Source organism: Nocardioides jejuensis (genome assembly GCF_004337475.1).
In the GTDB taxonomy this organism is placed as follows: domain Bacteria; phylum Actinomycetota; class Actinomycetes; order Propionibacteriales; family Nocardioidaceae; genus Nocardioides; species Nocardioides jejuensis.
Genome location: NZ_SJZJ01000010.1, coordinates 45,938 through 64,149, shown reverse-complemented (window position 1 = coordinate 64,149; position 18,212 = coordinate 45,938). Strand labels below are relative to the sequence as shown.

General features: G+C 69.9%; 16 protein-coding genes. 2 read left to right on the top strand and 14 right to left on the bottom strand.

Annotation, left to right across the window (positions count from 1 at the left end; all coding sequences use genetic code 11):
- Positions 1–9: 9 nt before the first annotated feature.
- From EPD65_RS07825 to EPD65_RS07790, 8 genes are all read right to left on the bottom strand, one after another.
- Positions 10–735 (bottom strand): phosphate ABC transporter ATP-binding protein, encoded by a 726-nt coding sequence (locus tag EPD65_RS07825; RefSeq protein ID WP_207891462.1) that lies wholly within the window; start codon positions 733–735, stop codon positions 10–12.
- 254 nt (positions 736–989) lie between these two features.
- Positions 990–2,894 carry an Ig-like domain repeat protein gene (locus EPD65_RS07820; protein ID WP_131582885.1) on the bottom strand — a complete coding sequence of 635 codons (1,905 nt, stop codon included), beginning with the start codon at positions 2,892–2,894 and terminating at the stop codon, positions 990–992.
- A gap of 59 nt (positions 2,895–2,953) precedes the next feature.
- Positions 2,954–3,946 (bottom strand): class E sortase, encoded by a 993-nt coding sequence (locus tag EPD65_RS07815; RefSeq protein WP_131582883.1) that lies wholly within the window; start codon positions 3,944–3,946, stop codon positions 2,954–2,956.
- Positions 3,943–6,384 (bottom strand): hypothetical protein, encoded by a 2,442-nt coding sequence (locus EPD65_RS07810; protein WP_131582881.1) that lies wholly within the window; start codon positions 6,382–6,384, stop codon positions 3,943–3,945. Before EPD65_RS07810 ends, EPD65_RS07815 begins: the two co-directional genes overlap by 4 nt.
- Positions 6,384–7,967 carry a phosphate ABC transporter substrate-binding protein PstS gene (locus EPD65_RS07805; protein WP_131582880.1) on the bottom strand — a complete coding sequence of 528 codons (1,584 nt, stop codon included), beginning with the start codon at positions 7,965–7,967 and terminating at the stop codon, positions 6,384–6,386. The genes EPD65_RS07810 and EPD65_RS07805 overlap by 1 nt, the downstream gene beginning before the upstream one ends.
- Positions 7,964–9,190 (bottom strand): phosphate ABC transporter permease PstA, encoded by a 1,227-nt coding sequence (pstA, locus tag EPD65_RS07800; protein WP_131582878.1) that lies wholly within the window; start codon positions 9,188–9,190, stop codon positions 7,964–7,966. Before pstA ends, EPD65_RS07805 begins: the two co-directional genes overlap by 4 nt.
- The gene (pstC, locus tag EPD65_RS07795; RefSeq protein ID WP_131582877.1) at positions 9,190–10,242 is read right to left on the bottom strand and encodes a phosphate ABC transporter permease subunit PstC; all 1,053 of its coding nucleotides are present in this window, start codon (positions 10,240–10,242) and stop codon (positions 9,190–9,192) included. Before pstC ends, pstA begins: the two co-directional genes overlap by 1 nt.
- Before the next feature lie 257 nt (positions 10,243–10,499).
- The gene (locus tag EPD65_RS07790) at positions 10,500–11,294 is read right to left on the bottom strand and encodes a 3'(2'),5'-bisphosphate nucleotidase CysQ (protein ID WP_131582875.1); all 795 of its coding nucleotides are present in this window, start codon (positions 11,292–11,294) and stop codon (positions 10,500–10,502) included.
- 82 nt (positions 11,295–11,376) lie between these two features.
- On the opposite strand from EPD65_RS07790, the gene EPD65_RS07785 reads away from it, so the two are divergent.
- The gene (locus tag EPD65_RS07785; RefSeq protein WP_131582874.1) at positions 11,377–11,886 is read left to right on the top strand and encodes an AMIN-like domain-containing (lipo)protein; all 510 of its coding nucleotides are present in this window, start codon (positions 11,377–11,379) and stop codon (positions 11,884–11,886) included.
- A 61-nt stretch (positions 11,887–11,947) separates the two neighbouring features.
- Here EPD65_RS07785 and pth read toward each other — a convergent pair whose 3' ends face one another.
- From pth to glmU, 5 genes are all read right to left on the bottom strand, one after another.
- A complete protein-coding gene (gene pth, locus EPD65_RS07780; RefSeq protein ID WP_131582872.1) occupies positions 11,948–12,529 on the bottom strand; it encodes an aminoacyl-tRNA hydrolase in 582 nt (193 codons plus the stop codon).
- An 83-nt stretch (positions 12,530–12,612) separates the two neighbouring features.
- Positions 12,613–13,257, bottom strand: coding sequence for a 50S ribosomal protein L25/general stress protein Ctc (locus EPD65_RS07775; protein WP_131582871.1), 645 nt, complete (start codon positions 13,255–13,257; stop codon positions 12,613–12,615).
- Between the two features lie 238 nt (positions 13,258–13,495).
- Positions 13,496–13,930 carry a 50S ribosomal protein L25 gene (locus EPD65_RS07770; RefSeq protein ID WP_131582869.1) on the bottom strand — a complete coding sequence of 145 codons (435 nt, stop codon included), beginning with the start codon at positions 13,928–13,930 and terminating at the stop codon, positions 13,496–13,498.
- A 191-nt stretch (positions 13,931–14,121) separates the two neighbouring features.
- On the bottom strand, positions 14,122–15,102 hold the full coding sequence (locus tag EPD65_RS07765) for a ribose-phosphate diphosphokinase (protein WP_131582868.1): 981 nt from the start codon (positions 15,100–15,102) through the stop codon (positions 14,122–14,124).
- Between the two features lie 161 nt (positions 15,103–15,263).
- On the bottom strand, positions 15,264–16,649 hold the full coding sequence (glmU, locus tag EPD65_RS07760) for a bifunctional UDP-N-acetylglucosamine diphosphorylase/glucosamine-1-phosphate N-acetyltransferase GlmU (RefSeq protein WP_131582867.1): 1,386 nt from the start codon (positions 16,647–16,649) through the stop codon (positions 15,264–15,266).
- A gap of 88 nt (positions 16,650–16,737) precedes the next feature.
- Here glmU and EPD65_RS07755 point away from each other — a divergent pair, with 88 nt between their 5' ends.
- A complete protein-coding gene (locus EPD65_RS07755; RefSeq protein ID WP_131582865.1) occupies positions 16,738–17,562 on the top strand; it encodes a COG4705 family protein in 825 nt (274 codons plus the stop codon).
- Here the strand turns inward: EPD65_RS07755 and EPD65_RS07750 are convergent.
- Complete coding sequence (locus EPD65_RS07750) at positions 17,500–18,207, bottom strand: sensor histidine kinase (protein ID WP_165872930.1); 708 nt, start codon at positions 18,205–18,207, stop codon at positions 17,500–17,502. The two genes, EPD65_RS07755 and EPD65_RS07750, sit on opposite strands and share 63 nt — an antisense overlap.
- Positions 18,208–18,212: the final 5 nt, after the last annotated feature.

The following is an 18,212-nucleotide window of genomic DNA, read 5'->3' as shown; positions in this document are numbered from 1 at the left end:
CGGTGCCCGTCAGCCGAACCGACCGTTGACGTAGTCCGCGGTCCGCTCGTCCTGGGGGTTCGTGAACATCGCGTTGGTGTCACCGTGCTCGACGATGACGCCGGGGGTGCCCTGCGATGCGAGGAAGAAGGCGCACGTGTCGGAGACGCGCGCAGCCTGCTGCATGTTGTGCGTGACGATGACGATCGTGACCTCGTTGGCGAGCTCGAGCATCGTCTCCTCGATCACGCGGGTCGAGGTGGGGTCGAGCGCGGAGCACGGCTCGTCCATGAGCAGCACGCGCGGCTTGATCGCGAGCGAGCGCGCGATGCACAGACGCTGCTGCTGGCCACCGGAGAGGCCGCCGCCGGGGGCGTCGAGGCGGTCCTTGACCTCGTTCCAGAGGCCGCCCTTGATCAGGCAGGACTCGACGAGGTCGTCCTTGTCGGCCTTCGAGGCCTTGGTGCCGGTGAGCTTCAGGCCGGCGAGCACGTTCTCGCGGATGGACATAGCGGGGAACGGGTTCGGCTTCTGGAAGACCATGCCGATCGAACGGCGGGCGTCCATGAGCCGCATCTGCGGGTCGTAGATGTCGGTGCCGTCGAGGAGCACCTGGCCCGCGAGCTGGGCCGACGGCACCAGCTCGTGCATGCGGTTGAGAATGCGCAGGAAGGTGGACTTGCCGCAGCCGGAGGGGCCGATGAGGGCGGTGATGCCGCCGGCGGGCATGGTCAGGGAGACACGATCGAGGACCATGCGGTCGCCGAACCAGGCCGTGATGTCGCGTGCCTCGAGCTCGGCGAGGCCGCCGGGTGCGGGAGCGACCGTGCGGTCGGCCGACGGCGCCGGCAGGCCGGTGCCAAGGAGGGGCGCGCCGACGACCGGGATGGTCTGCGTCGGGCGGTCTTCGTCGATCGTCGGGTTCGTCATGGTCCTGCGTTTCGTGTGGGAGAAGGCTGGGGGTGTTCCGCCCCCGCCGACGCGGACGCCGGCGGGGACGGAACGGTGGATCAGCGCTGCGTCATCGAGAAGGACTTGGAGCCCGCGTTGACGTTGGTGGAGCCGAGGTACTTGATCGTGAGCGTGTGGGCGCCCTTGGTGAGCTTCGGCAGGGTCACGACGACCTTTCCGGAGCTGAGCGTGGCCGACTTGAGCAGCTTGGTGCCCAGGTAGACCCGCACGGTGCCGGTCGGGTAGACGGTGCTGCCCGAGATGGCGACCTTGATCGTGCCCTTGCCGGCGACGCCGACCGAGGTGGCCGTCGGGAAGGACTCCGAGATGACCGGCGAGGCCTTGGCGACGACCAGGCTGGCGGACGCCGACGAGCTGGCGACCGCGTCCGTGCGCAGGTACGTCGCCGAGACGGCGTACGTGCCGGCGGACTTCGAAGCCGGCACCGTGTAGGTGGCGACGCCATTGGTCACGACCGCGTTGACCGCGGCCGAGGTGCCGACCTTGAACGCGACGGTGCCGGTGGTGGCGCCCGTGACGGTGGCGGTCAGCGTGCGGGCCGTGCCGTACTTGCCGGTGGCCGGCGAGGTGGCCAGCGCGACCGACGACGCGGTGCGGACGTTGGCAGCCGTCGAGGCCGATTCCGAGTTGATGAACGCGGTGCCGTAGGACTTCGCGTACTTGGCGACGACCTGGTGCGCGCCGGCGGTCAGACCGTCGATCGCGGCGACGGCCTTGCCATCGGTGACGGCCACGTTGGACACGGCCGCGGTGGCGGAGCCGTCGACGAAGAAGTCGACGGTGCCGGCCGGGGCGGTGACGCCGTCGCCGACGACGGTCGCGGTGACGCCGAGCGTGCCAGCGGTGTCACCGGTGTCGGCGACGGTCGTCGTGGTGGCGACCTTCTCCGAGACCAGCTGCGACGCGGCCGGAGCCGACGTCATGGCCTGGCCACAGGCGCCACCGTCAGCCGGCTTCAGCATCTGCTGGAGACCACCGGCAGCGATCGCGGCAGCGTTGGCCGGGTCACAGAAGAAGCCGTCGGTGCCGAAGAGCGACTCGAGGACGTTGCTGTCCGCGCCCCACTTCAGGCCGGCGTCGGTGCTCTGCGAGCCACGGACGACGTTGTAGACGGCGCGCTTCTTCGACCAGCCCGACTCGATGTGGACGGTGCCACCGAGGAGACCGGCGCGGCCGATGGAGAACGGCGCGATCGCGTTCGGGTCGTCCTTGACGTTGGTGTCGGAGTGCTCCTGCCACGTCGTGTCGATCGCCGGGCCGTAGGAGAACGTCGTGCCGCGCCCCTGGGCGTACGCCGTGAGCGCGTCCTTGAAGAACTTGCCCGTGCCCGAACCACCCTGGAGGGCGGAGGCCTTGATGGTGCCGGCCTTGCCGCCGACCTGCGACCAGTCGGTGACCTGACCGGAGTAGATCTTGTAGATCTGGTCGATCGTCAGCGACGCCGGAGCGTTGGTGGCGGTCGACGAGACGCCCATGCCGAGCGTGTCGACGGCGAACGGGATCTGGAGGAGGCCGGCGGCCTGCTCCGAGCCGGCGCCCGTGCTCAGCGAGCCCGAGGAGCGCGCAAAGTCGGCCTCGGCCTGGTTGCTGGCGCCGAAGAGGACGGCCTTGCCCTGGCCGGAGCCGTTCGGGCGGTTGATGACGGTGCCGTTGGGCAGCGTGATCGTGTTGGCCGGACCCGAGGTCGGCTGGGCGCCCGCCTGGTAGGTGGCGATCTTGAACGCCGGGGCGACGGCCTGCTTGTTCCAGGCGTCGGCGACCTTGAAGACCGAGATCTCGGTGGTGTCGGAGCCGAAGCCCAGGACGTCGCCGGTGGCGGCCTGGCCCTGGACGGAGTCGTTCGGAGCCGCGGTGTAGTCGGCCATGGCCGGCGAGGCGATGGTGAGCACGGTGGCGCTGGCCGCGACCGTGGCGATACCCGCAAAGGTGGTGCGGATGGACATTGCTGTTCTCCTGGTGAAGGGATGTTGTTGCAGGGCGGTGTAACAACGGGTGTCGAACGTCAGATCAGGTTGGGCAACAGCCTCATCACCACATCCGTGGTCCCCCACGACAGCGCGATCACGATCGGGGTGGCGACCACCCAGACCAGCGCTGCCGACCAACGTTGACGGGCGGCGATGACCCCGAGCGTCACCGCCACGAGTCCGGCCAGGCAGAGGACCAGGAGCGGCATCGCTCCGGAGTCGGTCTGCATGGCCAGCTCGGGCTCAGGGACGGCGGCAGGCCGTCCGGAGGGTGCGGGGTACGCCTTGGGCGCCTCCGCGTCGACGTACACGGCACGGCCGGGGCTCATGCCCCAGCGCAGCTGCTCCGCGGTCGTCAGGACCAGTCGCGCCTTGCCCGCGGCGGGCGCGGGCGGCAGCGGGTCGCCGTCGTACCGGACACCGAGGACGGTGAAGTCCACGCGGCCCTGGCCGATGACGACGTAGATGTGGTCACCGGCGCGCAGGTCCTCGATCTTGCCGAACGGGCCGCCGTACGTCGTCGCGCGGCCGTAGACCAGGGACGTCCCCTCCTGGCCGGGGAGGACCGTGTCACGACGGTGGCCCGGTCCGGCGAGGAGGTCGCTGGGGGCCGTGCCCTCGACGACGACCTGGGACAGACCGATCTCCGGAGCGGAGACGACGGCCACCGGCTCACCAGGGGCAACGGCGACGGTCTTGCCGTCGGCGTCGACGGTGGTCGGACCCGTCGGCGCGGTCTGCGCGGCCAGCTCGTGGCGGAACTCCGGGTACAGCAGGCCCTGCGACCGGTCCTCGGAGAGCCGGCCGAGCAGGAGCATCTGCGCGAGCGACCACAGGCAGACGATCGCGACCATCGTCAGCACCGACGACATCAGCACCAGGCGCTCCTGCTCCCGCGTGAGCGGGACCTTCGGGCGCGGCTGACGTGCGGGGCGGGGCGTGCGGGGCGCGCGGGTGGGCAGACGGAACCGGCGGCCCTTGACGGGCCCGGGCTCGGCGATCCGCCGGCCGCTGACGACGGTGCTCATGAGCGACTCGCGACGAGGACGCGGGCGACGACGGAGGCGAGCGCACCGGCGAGGGCGAGCGCGAAGAGCACCGGGAGGAGGACGAAGCCGACCGCCGCGGTGGGCGCCTTGGTCGTGCCCATCGAGACCGGGGTGGTCGCGGTGGGCGTGGTGGCCGCCGCCTTGTCGGGCCCGGATGCAGCCGGAGGAGTGACGGCGGCAGGAGCCATGGCCGCCGGCGTCGTCGTACCGCCGGTGGCCGGGGTGACGGCCGGGACCGCGCACTTCTGCGCCGCGACGGCGTCAGCGGTCTGCTGCGCGGCCTTGAACAGCGGCGCGGTCGCACCGGTCTTCACGATCGGCAGGAAGCCGTCGGGCAGCCGGCCGTTGCCGGAGCCGGGCACCTGGCCCTCGGTCGTCGCGATCCGCACGAAGCTCGCCACGTGGTCGGCGACGTCGGCCTTCACGTCGCAGGTCTTCGCGGCCGTGTAGACGACCATCGTGCCCGGGTACGCCGTGGCGGACTTCTTCACCGCGGCCTGGTCGAGCGTGAACGGCTGGCGGGCCCCCTTCTGCTTCATGAGCGCGACCGCCGCGGACTCGGAGTCGTGCGTCGGCGCGACGAACGTGCCGTCGGTCGTCTCGAGCTTCGCGACGTCGATGCCGTAGCGCTCGGCGTCACCGAGGCTGACCAGACCGAGCATGAAGCGGTTGCCGTAGCCCTGGCGGTCGATCTTGCCGAGCTTCCACTTGGTCGCGGCGTTGACCTGCTCCTCGCACCGCGTCTGGATGTTCGGCTGCGCGTCGATGAGGGCCTGCGTGATCGTGTACATCCGGCTGACCGGGGCGGCCATCAGCGAGAAGAACGGCGACGGGTTCGCCTTCCAGCAGTCCGTGTTGCCGACGAAGGAGTCCTTGAGCTCCCACGTCTGGGTCGGGAGCTTGTAGCCCTTGTAACTCGGGTTCACGACCATGCCGGAGGGGTCCTTGGCACCGTTGATGAACGCCATCGCGTCCTTGTCGTGCGCGATGTAGTCCGTCAGCTGCTCCACCGTGTCCGACGCCTCGGAGAGGCTCAGGAGGGTGGCGCCCTCGATACGGCCGACGCGCGGCGCGTCCGGGTTGAGCTTCTGGAACTCCGGGTCCTCGTTGATCGAGACCGGGTTGCTCTCGATGCCCGGGTGCTGCGCGCCCACGGCGTTGCCCGTGTAGGACTGCGTCAGCAGCTTGGCCAGCAGCCGCGCGTCGAGCTTCAGCGAGTGGACCTCGCCGCCGACCTGCGGGTTGCCGTTCTCGTCGTACGCCGGACGGTCGATGACGTAGCCGATGCCGAAGCCGGTGACCGCGGTCGGCGCGTACGCCACCTGGTCAGCGCCGGCGTCGTGCTGCGAGGAGACGAGCGCGCCCGCCGCCTGGTCGTGGAGCATCAGGTCGAAGCCGGAGGCGTCGCCCATCTGGTTGTGCTGGTACTTGAAGCGCTTCTGGTCCAGGCAGTACGCCGGGGACCACTGCAGCGAGGCCTGCGCGAGCAGCTCGGAGCCGTAGAAGCCGACCGGCGGACGCTTGTCGAGGAGGTCGCAGGTGTTGGCCGGGAGGGCGAACGTCAGCGGGACCGTGATTCGGTTCTTCCACTGCGACGCGGTCCACCAGTAGTTGCCCTTGACCGCCGGGGTGCCCTCGAACTCGCCGTAGCCCGTGCCTGCGGCGTACGTGCGATTGGCCGAGCAGTAGGCGAACTGCAGGTCGTCACCCTTCCGGGCGTCGCAGCTCGTGCCCATGATCGGGACGACGACGAGCGAGCACGCGGTGGTGTGGCTGCAGCCGAGCGACTCGTTCTCGACGTCCGTGCGGACCTCGAAGCTCGCGGCGCCCGTGCCCTCCTTGGAGGTGTAGCCGAGCAGCTCGGCGGGCAGCAGCGACTCGGGCGCGACGTCCTGGTCGGTGCAGTAGTCGAACTTCTTGCCGTTGGCCGCGATGAACGGGACGGTGTAGTTGTTCGGCGTCTTGCAGGGGTCCGTGGGCGCCGTGGCACCGGCCCACGCGGGGTCGCGACGCCAGATCGCGGAGTCGCCGTCGAAGGTGCCCGCGGAGCGCTGGGCGATGCTCGAGGTGTAGCAGGTCTCCGGCTTGACGGTGTCCGGGGTGCCGCGGCACTCCATGATCACCATCGGGTACTCCTGGGTCAGACCCGTCGCGCCGTAGGGGTTCGTGGCCTGGGCGCTCGTGCCGACCGCGCCGCTCCACGAGATCTGCAGGCGCTCGCGACCGCGCAGGTTGAGCGTGTGGTCGACGCTGACCGTGACGTCCTTGGACGTCGTCGCGCCGTCGACGGTGCGGGTAACCGTCTTCGTCGCGGTGAAGGCGTCCGTGCCCGAGGCATCAGCAGCCGGTGCCATGCCGAGCAGCGCCGTCGCCGCGAGCGCGACGCAGGCGAGCAGGATCCGGATCAGGGTCCGCATCAGAGGACACCCTTCCGGCGGCGGAGGAACGCGGCGTACATGCCGGGGGCGGTGACCAGGGCGACCAGCAGCCCGGCGTCGACGACGGCGAAGGGCAGCAGTTGGCCCGGCCGGTCCGAGCTGAGCGGGGTCGCGACGGCCGACACCGGCTGTCCTGCCGTGGCAGTGCTGGCGGCGATGACCGCTCCGGTCTCGGGATCGACTGCTCCGGCGACCGGCGCGGGGCCGGCTCCCGGAGCGGTGGTCGTGCCGGGCGTGGTCGGCGCGTTCTTGTCGTCCGTCGACGGCGTGTTCGTGCCGGTGTCGGTGCCGCAGGGCGCGGCGCTCGCCTTGTCACAGGCCGCCGGCATCGGGGCCTTCTCGGCCAGGACGTTCTTGTTCGGGTTCTTGCCGTCGAACGTCGGGTTGCCGCAGGACTTCACGTCCTTGTTGGTCAGGTCGACCTTCGGGTCGGCCTTCCCCAGGCGCTTGACCTGGTCGAAGCCGGCCTGGACAAGGTTGAGCGGCAGCGGCGAGTAGCCGTACGGGCCCGCCTTCGACTGGCCGGAGCAGAGACCGTAGAAGAGGAAGTCGGAGAGCGCCTGGCGCTTCGCCGTCGTCATCGTCCGGTCGGTGCCGGAGATCGGGATGATCATGTACGAGTACGACGAGATCGGGTACGCCCGCGGGTCGTTGAACGTGTAGACGCCGCGCAGGTCCTGGGTCAGGTAGAGCGGGTCGTTCTGCGGGAGGTCGGTCCGGATCCGGGCCTTCGTCAGCGCGACGGCGACGTTGTACTCGGTCGGCTCGACGTAGTAGCCGCCCTTGTTGAGGACCTTGACGACCGGGAACGGCTTGCCGTCGGCCGCGGTCTTGTTGAGCGGGTACGAGTACTCGATGTAGCCGATGGTGCCGTTGCCGGTGGAGGCGGCGATCTGGTTCATCACCTGGTCGGAGCCCGCGGCGCCGAGCATGCGGCCCTTCTTCGGGTAGAACGACGTCAGCCCGGTGCGGCCCGAGTAGGACTTCCAGAGCGACTGGTACTGGTCGGCCATCCAGGCGGTGAACTGGGCCGTCGTACCCGAGCCGTCGGCGCGGACCACGGGGGTGATCGCGAGGTCGGGGAACGTGCGGCCGCCGTTCTCCTTCTTGATCTGCGGGTCGTTCCAGTTGGTGATCTGGTTCGTGAAGATCTTGGTCAGCGTCTCCCCCGACAGGCGCAGGTTGCGCACCATCGTGTTGCCGATCTTCAGCTGGTACGTGAACGCCGTGCCGCCGGCGACGATCGGGAGGTACGCGTACGGGCGGTCGGACTTGTCGACCTGGCCGGACTCATCGACGCCCTGGTACGGGATCTCGGAGATCGCGAAGTCGTTGGTGTAGTTCGCGAAGTCCTTGCGGCCCTGGGTCGATCCGTTGGGCGTGTAGTCCACGGTGATGCCGTTGGAGTTCACGTCAGACATCCACTGGCGCACGATGTTGTACGACCAGGACGAGCCCGTGCCGGCGATCGCGGAGTAGGTGACGGCCTGCGCGGAGGAGTTGAGCGAGAAGACCGTCAGGATCGCGAGGACGGCGGCCAGCAACGGCGTACGGCGGGTCATGAAGAGGTCTCCTGGTTCAGGTCGACCGGGCCCACGGTGTGCGTGGCGCGGTTCAGGACGATGAGGCGGCGGGCGAACGACGCGGTGCCGCGGATCGGGCGGCGGCGCGGCTTCGCGCTCTGCGGGCGGGCGATCAGTCGCGCCGCGATGAAGAGGGTGAGGACGAGGAGCAGCAGGGCGGCGGCGCCACCGAAGCCGCGGTCGATCGACGCGGGCTCACCGGAGCGGACCAGCGTGAAGATGTAGAGCGGCAGCGAGCTCATCAGCTTCAGCGGGTCGAGCGTGAGTGCGTTGGCCGCGCCGGAGGTGAGCAGGACCGGGCTGGTCTCGCCGACGCCCCGTGCGAGGCCGAGGATGACGGCGGTCGCGAGACCCGGGCGGGCCGTCGGCAGGACGACGTGCCAGACGGTCTTCCAGCGGCTCGAGCCGAGGGCGAGGGAGGCCTCGCGCAGGTTGCCCGGGACGACGCGGAGCACGACGTCGGAGGCACGGGCGATGATCGGCAGCATCATGACCGCGATCGCCAGCGAGGCCGCGAAGCCGGAACGCTGCTGCCCCAGGGCGAGCAGCCAGACCGTGTAGATGAAGAGGCCGGCCACGATCGACGGCAGGGCGGTCATCGCCTCGACCACCGTGCGGACGACGGCGGCGAAGCGGCCACCGATCTCGTTCATGAACACCGCGGTGCCGATGCCGAGCGGCACGGTGATCGCGAGGCCGATGCCGAGCTCGATGAGCGAGCCGACGATGGCGTGCAGGACGCCACCCTTGTCCATGCCGTCCTTCGGGCCGACTCCGGCCATGTCGTCGGTCCAGAAGTTCAGGTGGACCAACGGGTGCCAGCCGCGCAGGAAGACGAAGCCGATGACGCTGGCGAGCGCTCCGACGATCAGCAGGAACGCCCACAGGATGACCCGACGGGCGACCATGTCGACCATGTCCGGCACCCCGCCGCGCATGAGGGCGACGAGCGCGCCGAGGACGACGCTGAAGAGGAACCAGACAACGAGGAACCAGGCGACGCCCGGCAGCGGGAGCAGGCGCTCGCAGAGCAGCCAGGCGAGCGCGGCCGCGCCCGCGAGCGAGCCCCAGTTACGGAAGGAGTCCTCGGCGGTCGGCTTGCCGAGCGTGGCGAGCGGACGCGGCGCGGGCGCGTGCGGGTCGCGCACGGGACGGTGCGTGGTGCCGGAGACGAGCTCGGCAGCCTCAGCGACGGCGGTCATCAGGCGTCAGCCCCCGCTCCGGAGCGGCTGCGCGCCACGATCAGGGCGGCCAGCGTGTTGACGACGAACGTGAGCAGGAAGAGCACCAGGCCGGCGGCGAGCAGCGCCGAGAGCTGGGCGGCCGTCGCCTCGCCGAAGCGGGCGGCAATGAGCGACGACACCGTCGCCGTACCGATCTCGAGGATGCGGGGCTTGATGTCGAACGCCGGAGAGACGATGAGGACGACGGCGATGGTCTCGCCGAGCGCGCGGCCCAGGCCGAGCATCGTGCCACCGATGATGCCGCCGCGGCCGAACGGCAGGACGACCGCGCGGATCATGCCCCAGTGGGTGGAGCCGAGCGCGAGCGCGGCCTCCTTCTCCCCCGGGGGCGTCTGCGAGAAGACCTGGCGCATGACCGCGCAGGCCATCGGCATGACCATCATCGAGACCGCGATGCCGGCGCAGAAGGCGCTCGAGACGTAGCGGGTCGCGTCGACCACTGCGGCGTGCGGGTCGGCCGTCACGACCGCGCCCGAGGCGTCGATCGTGGTGACCCGGAAGATCGGGATCCAGCCGAGCAGCTTCTGGATGCCGACCGCGACCTGACCCGCGTGCGGCATGACCAGGAAGAAGCCCCACAGGCCGTAGACGATCGAGGGCACGGCGGCCATCAGGTCGATCATCGAGACCAGCGTCGGCTTCAGCTTCGCCGGCGCGTACTCGGAGATGTAGAGCGCACTCGCCAGGGCGAGCGGGAAGGCGAAGAACATCGCGACCAGGGCGACCGAGACCGTGCCGACGAGGACGCCCGCGATGCCGATCTGGTTGGTGTCCGGCGACCACTGCTCCTCGGTGAAGAAGCTCGTGCCGTAGTCGCGGAGGGTCGGGATCGCCTGGAGCGCCAGGAAGAGGCCGACGCCGCCCGTGATGACGAGGACGGTGGCGCCGACGGCACGGGAGGAGTGCGCGAAGACGGCGTCGACGCCGGACGGCTTCCTCGAGATCTTGCGCGGTCGCTGGTCCACGTCGGGACGCGACGAGGGCAGCACCTCGGTACGAAGGATGGTCACGCAGCTCTTCCTGACGATTCGGGCGTGCGTGTCCGAGCGCAGCCAATAACGAGAGGCACCGTGACAACCGTTTCGTAACGGACACTCCGCACAAGGTGGACAGCCGGAAAACAGCGGCGTCCCACACGGCGAAGTCGCACGTGGCTTCGATCTCAGGTCCGCAGATACAACTGGTGCGCGCAGGCCGAAATGCAGCAGATCCCCTTGTTTCCAAGGGGATCTGCTGTGAAGCGGTGGGCGGGCTGGGCCGCGCGCTGTCAGTCGGTGCCGTGCGCCTTCACGAAGGCGACGATGCGCTCGGCGAGCTCGGGGCGGCACACGATCAGGTCCGGGAGGTAGACGTCCTCCTGGTTGTACTTCAGCTCCGAGCCGTCGACGCGGGAGGTGAAGAGTCCGGCCGCACGGGCGACGGCGACCGGCGCCGCGGAGTCCCACTCGTACTGGCCACCGGCGTGGACGTAGGCATCCGAGATGTCACGGGCGACGCTCAGCACCTTGACGCCCGCCGAACCCATCGGGACCAGCTCGGCATCGAGCTCCTTCGCCAGCGCCTCGACGAACGCCGGCGGACGGCTGCGGCTGACCGCGATCCGGATCCGCTCCGACGTCGACGGCGGGACGACGAGCGGCGTCCCGGTGTTGAAGGTCTCCCCCAGAGCAGGCTGCGCGACGGCACCGGCGACGAGGTCGCCGTCCTGCCAGAGCGCGACGTGCACGGCCCAGTCCTCGCGCGGGACCTCGGAGAACTCACGGGTGCCGTCGAGGGGGTCGATGATCCAGACGCGGCTGGCACGCAGGCGGGCGGTCTTGTCCTCGGCGGTCTCCAGCGCCTCCTCGGAGAGGACGGCGTCGTCGGGACGGTGCTCCGCGACGAGCTCCATGAGCAGCTCGTGGGCGGCCTGGTCTCCGGCGTCCTTGAGCTCCTTGCCCTCCAGCCCCGAGGTCGAGCGGACCTCGAGCAGACGCTCGCCCGCGACCGTGGCGAGCCAGGTGGCGAGGACGTGGTCGTCGGTAGCAGCGTCGGCCGGGAGCGGTGCCGTGAAGTCAGACATGCGGGCAACCCTAGCCCGGTCAACCTGCCGCACCCGACAGGCGTCGAACAGGCAGACCACTTCCCCGTAAAGGAGTTCCGCCATGATCCGCCGCCTCCTCGTCACGCTGGCCTCGGGCCTCCTCGCCGTCACCCTCAGCGCTCCCCCGGCGACTGCCCTGCCGTCTTGGCAGACCACCAACTCGAGCTGGAGCAACCCCGACGCCCGGCACCCGCTGGTCACCGGCCTGCGCTACGCCCAGCACAGCAACTTCGACCGCGTGGTCATCACGATCACCGGCAAGATCCCCGGCTGGAAGGTCCGCTACGCGCACACCCACACGTACGACGGATCCGGCGCAACGGTGCCGATCCGGGCCGGCGCCGACCTGGTGCTCTTCCCGGCGTACGCGCACCGCTCCGACGGCTCGTCCTGCTACACCGGACCGCAACTGGCCCGGCCGCACCTGCCGGCGCTCAAGGCGGTGGCCTTCACCGGTGACTTCGAGGGCTACGTGTCGTTCGCGTTCGGCCTCGACGGCCGCAACCCGTACCGGATCTTCGCCCTCCACGACCCGCAGCGGATCGTGCTCGACTTCCGGCACGCGTCCTGAGCGGCTTGAGTGCGCTGGTTGATGTATTGCGCGGAGACCCGCGCACTCAAGGCACGAGGCGTCAGGAGTTGAAGCGCTGCTGCGACCTCTCGAGGCCGTCGGCGACGATGCCCTCGACCGCGTCAGCCGCGTTGTCGATCTGGAACGGGAGCTCCTTGCGCTCCGTGCCCGAGTAGTTGGAGAGCACGAAGTCCGCCACGTCCTGACGACCCGGGGGACGGCCGATGCCGGCGCGGACCCGGTAGAAGTCGCCCGTGCCGAGGCTGGAGCGCATCGAGCGGAGCCCGTTGTGCCCGTTGTCGCCACCTCCGAGCTTGAGCCGGAGCGTGCCGAAGTCGATGTCGAGCTCGTCGTGGATCGCGATGACGTGGTCGGGCTCGATCTTGTAGAAGCTGCAGAGCGCCTTGACCGGGCCGCCCGACTCGTTCATGTACGTGTGCGGCCGGGCCAGCACGATGCGTGCACCACCCGGCCGGAAACGACCCTCGACGACGTCGGCGCGACCGGACTTGTGGCGCTTGAAGCCGCCGGCCATGCGCGAGGCCAGCTCGTCGGTGACCATGTAGCCGATGTTGTGCCGGTGCCCGGCGTACTTCTCGCCCGGGTTGCCCAGGCCGACCACCAGCCACACGTCGTCACTCATGGCGCCAGTATCCCGGGAACGACATGCGCCCCGCACCACCAGGGGTGCGAGGCGCATGACGATGCATGTCGGGCGACCATGCGTCACTCCTCGGCAGCGGCCTCCTCGGCCTCCGCCTGCGGGGCGTCGTGCTCGATGCCCGCCTCGGCCTCCGCCTCGGCCAGCTCGGCCTCGGCCTGGGCAGCCGTCTGCGCCGCCGTCACGTGAACGACGAGCAACTCGGGGTCGGAGAGCAGCGAGACACCCTTCGGCAGGGTGAGCGCGCCGGCGAGGATCTGGGTGCCAGCCTCGGCACCCTCGATGTCGACCTCGATGCCCTCGGGGATGTGCGTGGCCTCGGCCTCGACCTGCACGGTCGCGTTCTCGAGGACGACGAGGGTCTCCTTGGCGGCATCGCCGGTGGTGTGGACCGGGACGTCGACGTGGACCTTCTCGCCCTTGCGGACGGCGACGAAGTCGATGTGCTCGATGAGCCGCTTGAGCGGGTCGACCTGGATCGCCTTGGTCAGCGCGAGCTGGCTCTTGCCGTCGATGGCGAGCTCGAGCACCGCATTGGTGCCCATGTGGCGCAGCGCCATCGTGGTCTGGTGGCCCGGGAGGGTCACGTGGATCGGGTCCTCGCCGTGGCCGTAGATGACCGCCGGGATCTTGCCATCGCGGCGGATCCGACGGGATGCGCCCTTGCCGAACTCGTTACGGAGCTCCGCGGTGATGTTTGCCTCGGACATTTCTTTCTTCCTCACGGTTGGATGTCGTGGCTGCCCACCATGCCACCCGTGTGGTGACCGCGGCCAGAGTCCGGGGACACGTTCGTCCAGCACCTCCCCCAACGTCCCGAATGCCACCCCGGAAATGCGACGCGCCCCACGTCGTACGACGTGGGGCGCGTGCTGTGGTGCGTGAGCGGCGCAATGGTTGCGCCACTCGCGCACCAAACACCTGGGGCAAAGAGCCCCTCAGGCTGAATCAGGCGTCGGCGTTCTCGGCCTCGGCGACGACAGCCTCGGCCTCGGCGACAACCTCGCCGGCGGCGTCGGCCAGGGCGGCCTCCTCGGCGGCGACGACCGCGGCCTCGGCGACCGCGATGGCCTCCTTGCCGGCGGCGGCGTCGACGACGATGAAGTCGATGTGCTCGATGACGCGGCGGATCGGGTCAACCTGGACGGCCTTGGTCTGCGCGTAGACCTCCTTGCCGTCGATGTCGAGGATCGCGACGGCCTGGGTGCCCTTCTTGCGGAGGAGCATCGTGGTGGCGTGGCCCGGGAGGTTGATGTGGACCGGCTCGCCGACGCCGTAGACGACGGCGGGGATGAGGCCAGCACGACGGGCGCGGCGGGCAGCGCCCTTGCCGAACTCGTTGCGGATCTCGGCGGTGATGTTGTTGCTGATCTCGACGGCCATGGTGGCTCCTCGTTCTCGGGGGCCGTTGTGGCCCGGGCTGGATGTGCCCGAAACGAAGAAGAGCGCCGCGCACGACAGCGCGACGCTCTCGACAGAGTCAGTCGGCCCCGTCGATCACGGAGCAGCTGCTCCCTCGCCTAGGCAATAACCGAATCGTACGGTCCGCCCAGGTCCGGCAACAAATCAGCGGGTCAGGCGTGGCCGTCGAACATCGAGGTGACCGAGCCGTCCTCGAAGACCGCGCGGATCGCACGGCCCAGGAGCGGCGCGATCGACAGCACGGTGAGCTTGTCGAACCGCTTCTCCTCCGGGATCGGGAGCGTGTCGGTGACGACGACCTCGATGGCCGAGGAGTTCTTCAGGCGGTCGACGGCGGGGTCGGAGAGGATCGCGTGCGTGCCGACGATGATCACGCCGGCGGCGCCGTCGGCCATCAGCGCCTCGGACGCCTTCACGATCGTGCCGCCGGTGTCGATCATGTCGTCGGTCAGGACGCAGATCTTGCCCTTGACGTCACCGACGACGCGGTTCGCGACGACCTCGTTGGCGACGTCCGTGCGGCGGGTCTTGTGGATGAACGCCAGCGGTACGCCGCCCAGGCGCGCGGCCCACTTCTCGGCGACCTTGATCCGGCCGGCGTCCGGGGAGACCACGGCGAGGTCGGCGTCGCCGTACTTCTCCTTGATGTAGTCGGCCAGCAGCGGCAGCGCGTGGAGGTGGTCGACGGGGCCGTCGAAGTAGCCCTGGAGCTGGTCGGCGTGGAGGTCGACGGTGATGATGCGGTCGGCGCCGGCGGTCTTGAAGAGGTCGGCGACCAGGCGGGCCGAGATCGGCTCACGACCACGGTGCTTCTTGTCCTGGCGCGAGTAGCCCCAGAACGGCATGACCACGGTGATCCGCTTGGCGGAGGCGCGCTTGAGCGCGTCGACCATGATCAGGTGCTCCATGATCCAGGAGTTGATCGGCACCGTGTGGCTCTGGATGACGAACGCGTCGCAGCCGCGGACCGACTCCTCGAAGCGGACGTAGGTCTCGCCGTTGGCGAAGTCGTACGCCGAGGTCGGGACCAGCGAGACATCGAGCTGCGCCGCAACCGCCTCCCCGAGCTCGGGGTGTGCTCGGCCGCTGAAGACCATCAGGTTCTTCTCGGTGGTCTTGGTGTAGGACGTCACGCGTCGCTCCCTCGTTGCTTCCGTCGTCGCCGGGACGATTCTGCCCTTCCCGGCCACCCGGTGTTAACCCGGGAGAGCCTCAGGTGAGACACCTCACCCGAAACCCGGGTCTCGAGACGTCAAAACCCGGGTCTCGGCGCGCCAAAACCCGGGTCTCGCGGTCAGGACTGCTTGCGGGCCTTCCAGTTCTCCAGGTTGCGCTGGGGCCCTGCCGAGACGGCGAGCGCACCGGACGGAACGTCCTTGCGGACGGTCGTGCCGCCACCGGTCATCGCGTCGTCGCCGATGGTCACCGGGGCCACGAACGTGTTGTTCGACCCGGTCCTGGCCCGGCTCCCCACGACCGTGCGGTGCTTGTTGACGCCGTCGTAGTTGGCGAAGATCGTGCCGGCTCCGATGTTGGTGTCCTCGCCGATCTCCGCGTCACCGACGTAGGAGAGGTGCGGGACCTTGGAGCGGTTGCCGATCTGGGCGTTCTTGGTCTCGACGAAGGCGCCGATCTTGCCGGCCGCCCCGAGCACGGTGCCCGGGCGCAGGTAGGAGAACGGGCCGACGTTCGCCTCCATGCCGATGACGGCGAGCTGCCCGTGCGTGCGTACGACGCGGGCGCCGGCGCCGATCTCGCAGTCCTCGAGCGTGGTGTCCGGACCGATCACGGCGTCCTCGCGGACCAGGGTCGCGCCGAGGAGCTGCGTGCCGGGGAGGATCGTCACGTCGCGCTCGAGGACCACGTCCGCCTCGATCCAGGTCGTGGCGGGGTCCATCACCGTGACGCCCTCCTTCATCCAGCCCGTGACGATGCGCTGGTTGAGGATCCGGCCGAGCTCGGCGAGCTGGGCGCGGTCGTTGGCGCCCTCGGTCTCGCGGACGTCGTCGACCTGGTGCGCCGCGACCTCGAGGCCGTCTCCACGAGCGATCTTGACCGTGTCCGTCAGGTAGTACTCGCCGTTGGCGTTGTCGTTGGTCAGCCGGCCGAGCGCTCCGACCAGGAAGGCCGCGTCGAACGCCAGGATCCCGCTGTTGATCTCCGCGATCTCGCGCTGCGCCTCGGTGCAGTCCTTCTCCTCGACGATCGCGTCCACTCCGCCGGAGGCGTTGCGGACGATCCGGCCATAGCCGAACGGCTTCGCGACCGTGCCGGTCAGGATCGAGACCGCGGCGCCGGACGACGCGTGGGAGGCGGCGAACGCCTGCAGCGACTCACCGCGCAGCAGCGGGGTGTCGCCGGTGACCACCACGACGGTGCCGGTCGGCACCGCGTCCAGCGACTCGATCGCCACGCGGACGGCGTGACCGGTGCCGTCCTGAGTCTCCTGGACCGCCAGCACCGCGTCCGGAGCATGCGAGAGGACGTGCGGGCCGACCTGCTCGCGCTGCGTGCCGATGACCGCAACGATCCGCGTCGGCGACGTCGCCTGCACGGCGGTGAGCACGTGGCCGATCATGCTGCGGCCGCCGATGCGGTGCAGGACCTTCATGGTCTTGGACTTCATCCGGGTGCCGCCACCGGCGGCCAGGACGATGACGGTCAGATCGCTGGAAGTCACGCGCAGCAGCCTAGGCGGTCGTACCGACCAAGGATGTGACGCACGACAGTCAGGATGAATTCAGGCGCCGGACGCGAACCTCGGTGCCATGACGACACGACGTTTCCCGCACCCCAAGGTCCCGGAGGTCTTCGCGCTCTTCTGGGTGGTCAAGCTCCTCACCACCGGCATCGGCGAGACCGCCGCCGACTACATGGGCACCAAGAGCCTGGTGATCGCCGGCCTGGTCGGCGTCCTCGGCTTCTTCGCCGCGATCACCGTGCAGCTCCGCGCGAACACCTACCACCCCGTCCGCTACTGGATGACGGTCCTGATGGTCGCCGTGTTCGGCACGATGATCGCCGACGGTCCGCACGTGGCGCTGGGTACGCCGTACTGGTTCGACTCGATCATGTACGCCGTCGCGCTGGTCGCCCTGCTCGCGTGGTGGCGCCGGAGCGAGGGCACCTTCTCCGTGCACTCGATCATCACGCCGCGCCGCGAGCGCTTCTACTGGGGCACGGTCCTGCTGACCTTCGGCCTCGGCACTGCGCTCGGTGACACCACCGCCGCGAACCTCCACATGGGCTTCGCGTGGTCGGTCGTCCTCTTCGGCGCGCTGATCCTGGTCCCGCTCGTCGCGTGGAAGCGCGGCGCCGACGCAGTCATCTGCTTCTGGATCTCCTACGCCCTGACCCGCCCGCTCGGCGCCTCGATCGCCGACGGCATGGCAGTCCGCCCGCAGCACGGCGGCCTGGGCTGGGGCACCGGCCCGGTCACTGCGGTGGGCCTGGTCCTCTTCGCGCTGCTGGTCAGCTACATCGCGATCACCAGGTCGGACAGCCCGCTGGACCACCCGGAGGACGAGATCTCAGCGGGGCACCCGGAGCACGAAGCGGCTGCGCCCCGCGAGCTCGACCTCGCCACCGACTGACCGCGCGAGTCGGCGGGCGATGGGCAGTCCCAGCCCGTGCCCGTCGGCTCGTGCCGTCTCCCCCGCGGCGAAGACGTCCACCCCCGCGTCGACGCCCGGCCCGTCATCCTCGACCGTCACCGTGACGGTCGAGGATGCGTGCTGCAGGGCGTTGTCGAGCAGCGGCGCGATCGCCTGCAGGATCGTCTCCGCACGGTCCGCACCGTGCCGGGCGCGGTCGGCGCCGTCGAGCAACGTCGCCATCACCGACCCGAGGCGCCGCGAGGCCGCTGCGATCTCCTGCACGTCCTCCGCGAGCTCCTCGTCGGCGATGCCACGGAGCAGGGCCAGGTCGGCCGAACCCTGCAGCGCCGTCAGCGGCGTACGCAGCTCGTGCGCGAGCTCGGCGGTGAGCCGCTGCTCGGCGACCAGGGCCTCGTGCACCTCGTGCTCGGCGTTCGTCGCGACGCGCCACGTGACCAGGCCGACCAGCACGATGGCGCCGACGCTCAGCACGGCGGTCACCGCGAGCACGTCGAACGACGTACGCCGCTGGGGGTCGGCCTCGGTGAGCTCCATGACGACCTGCGTGACCAGGATCAGGCCGATCATCATCGCTGTGACCAGGCAGAGGGTCGCGAGCACGACCCGGCGGCGGAAACCCACGGTCC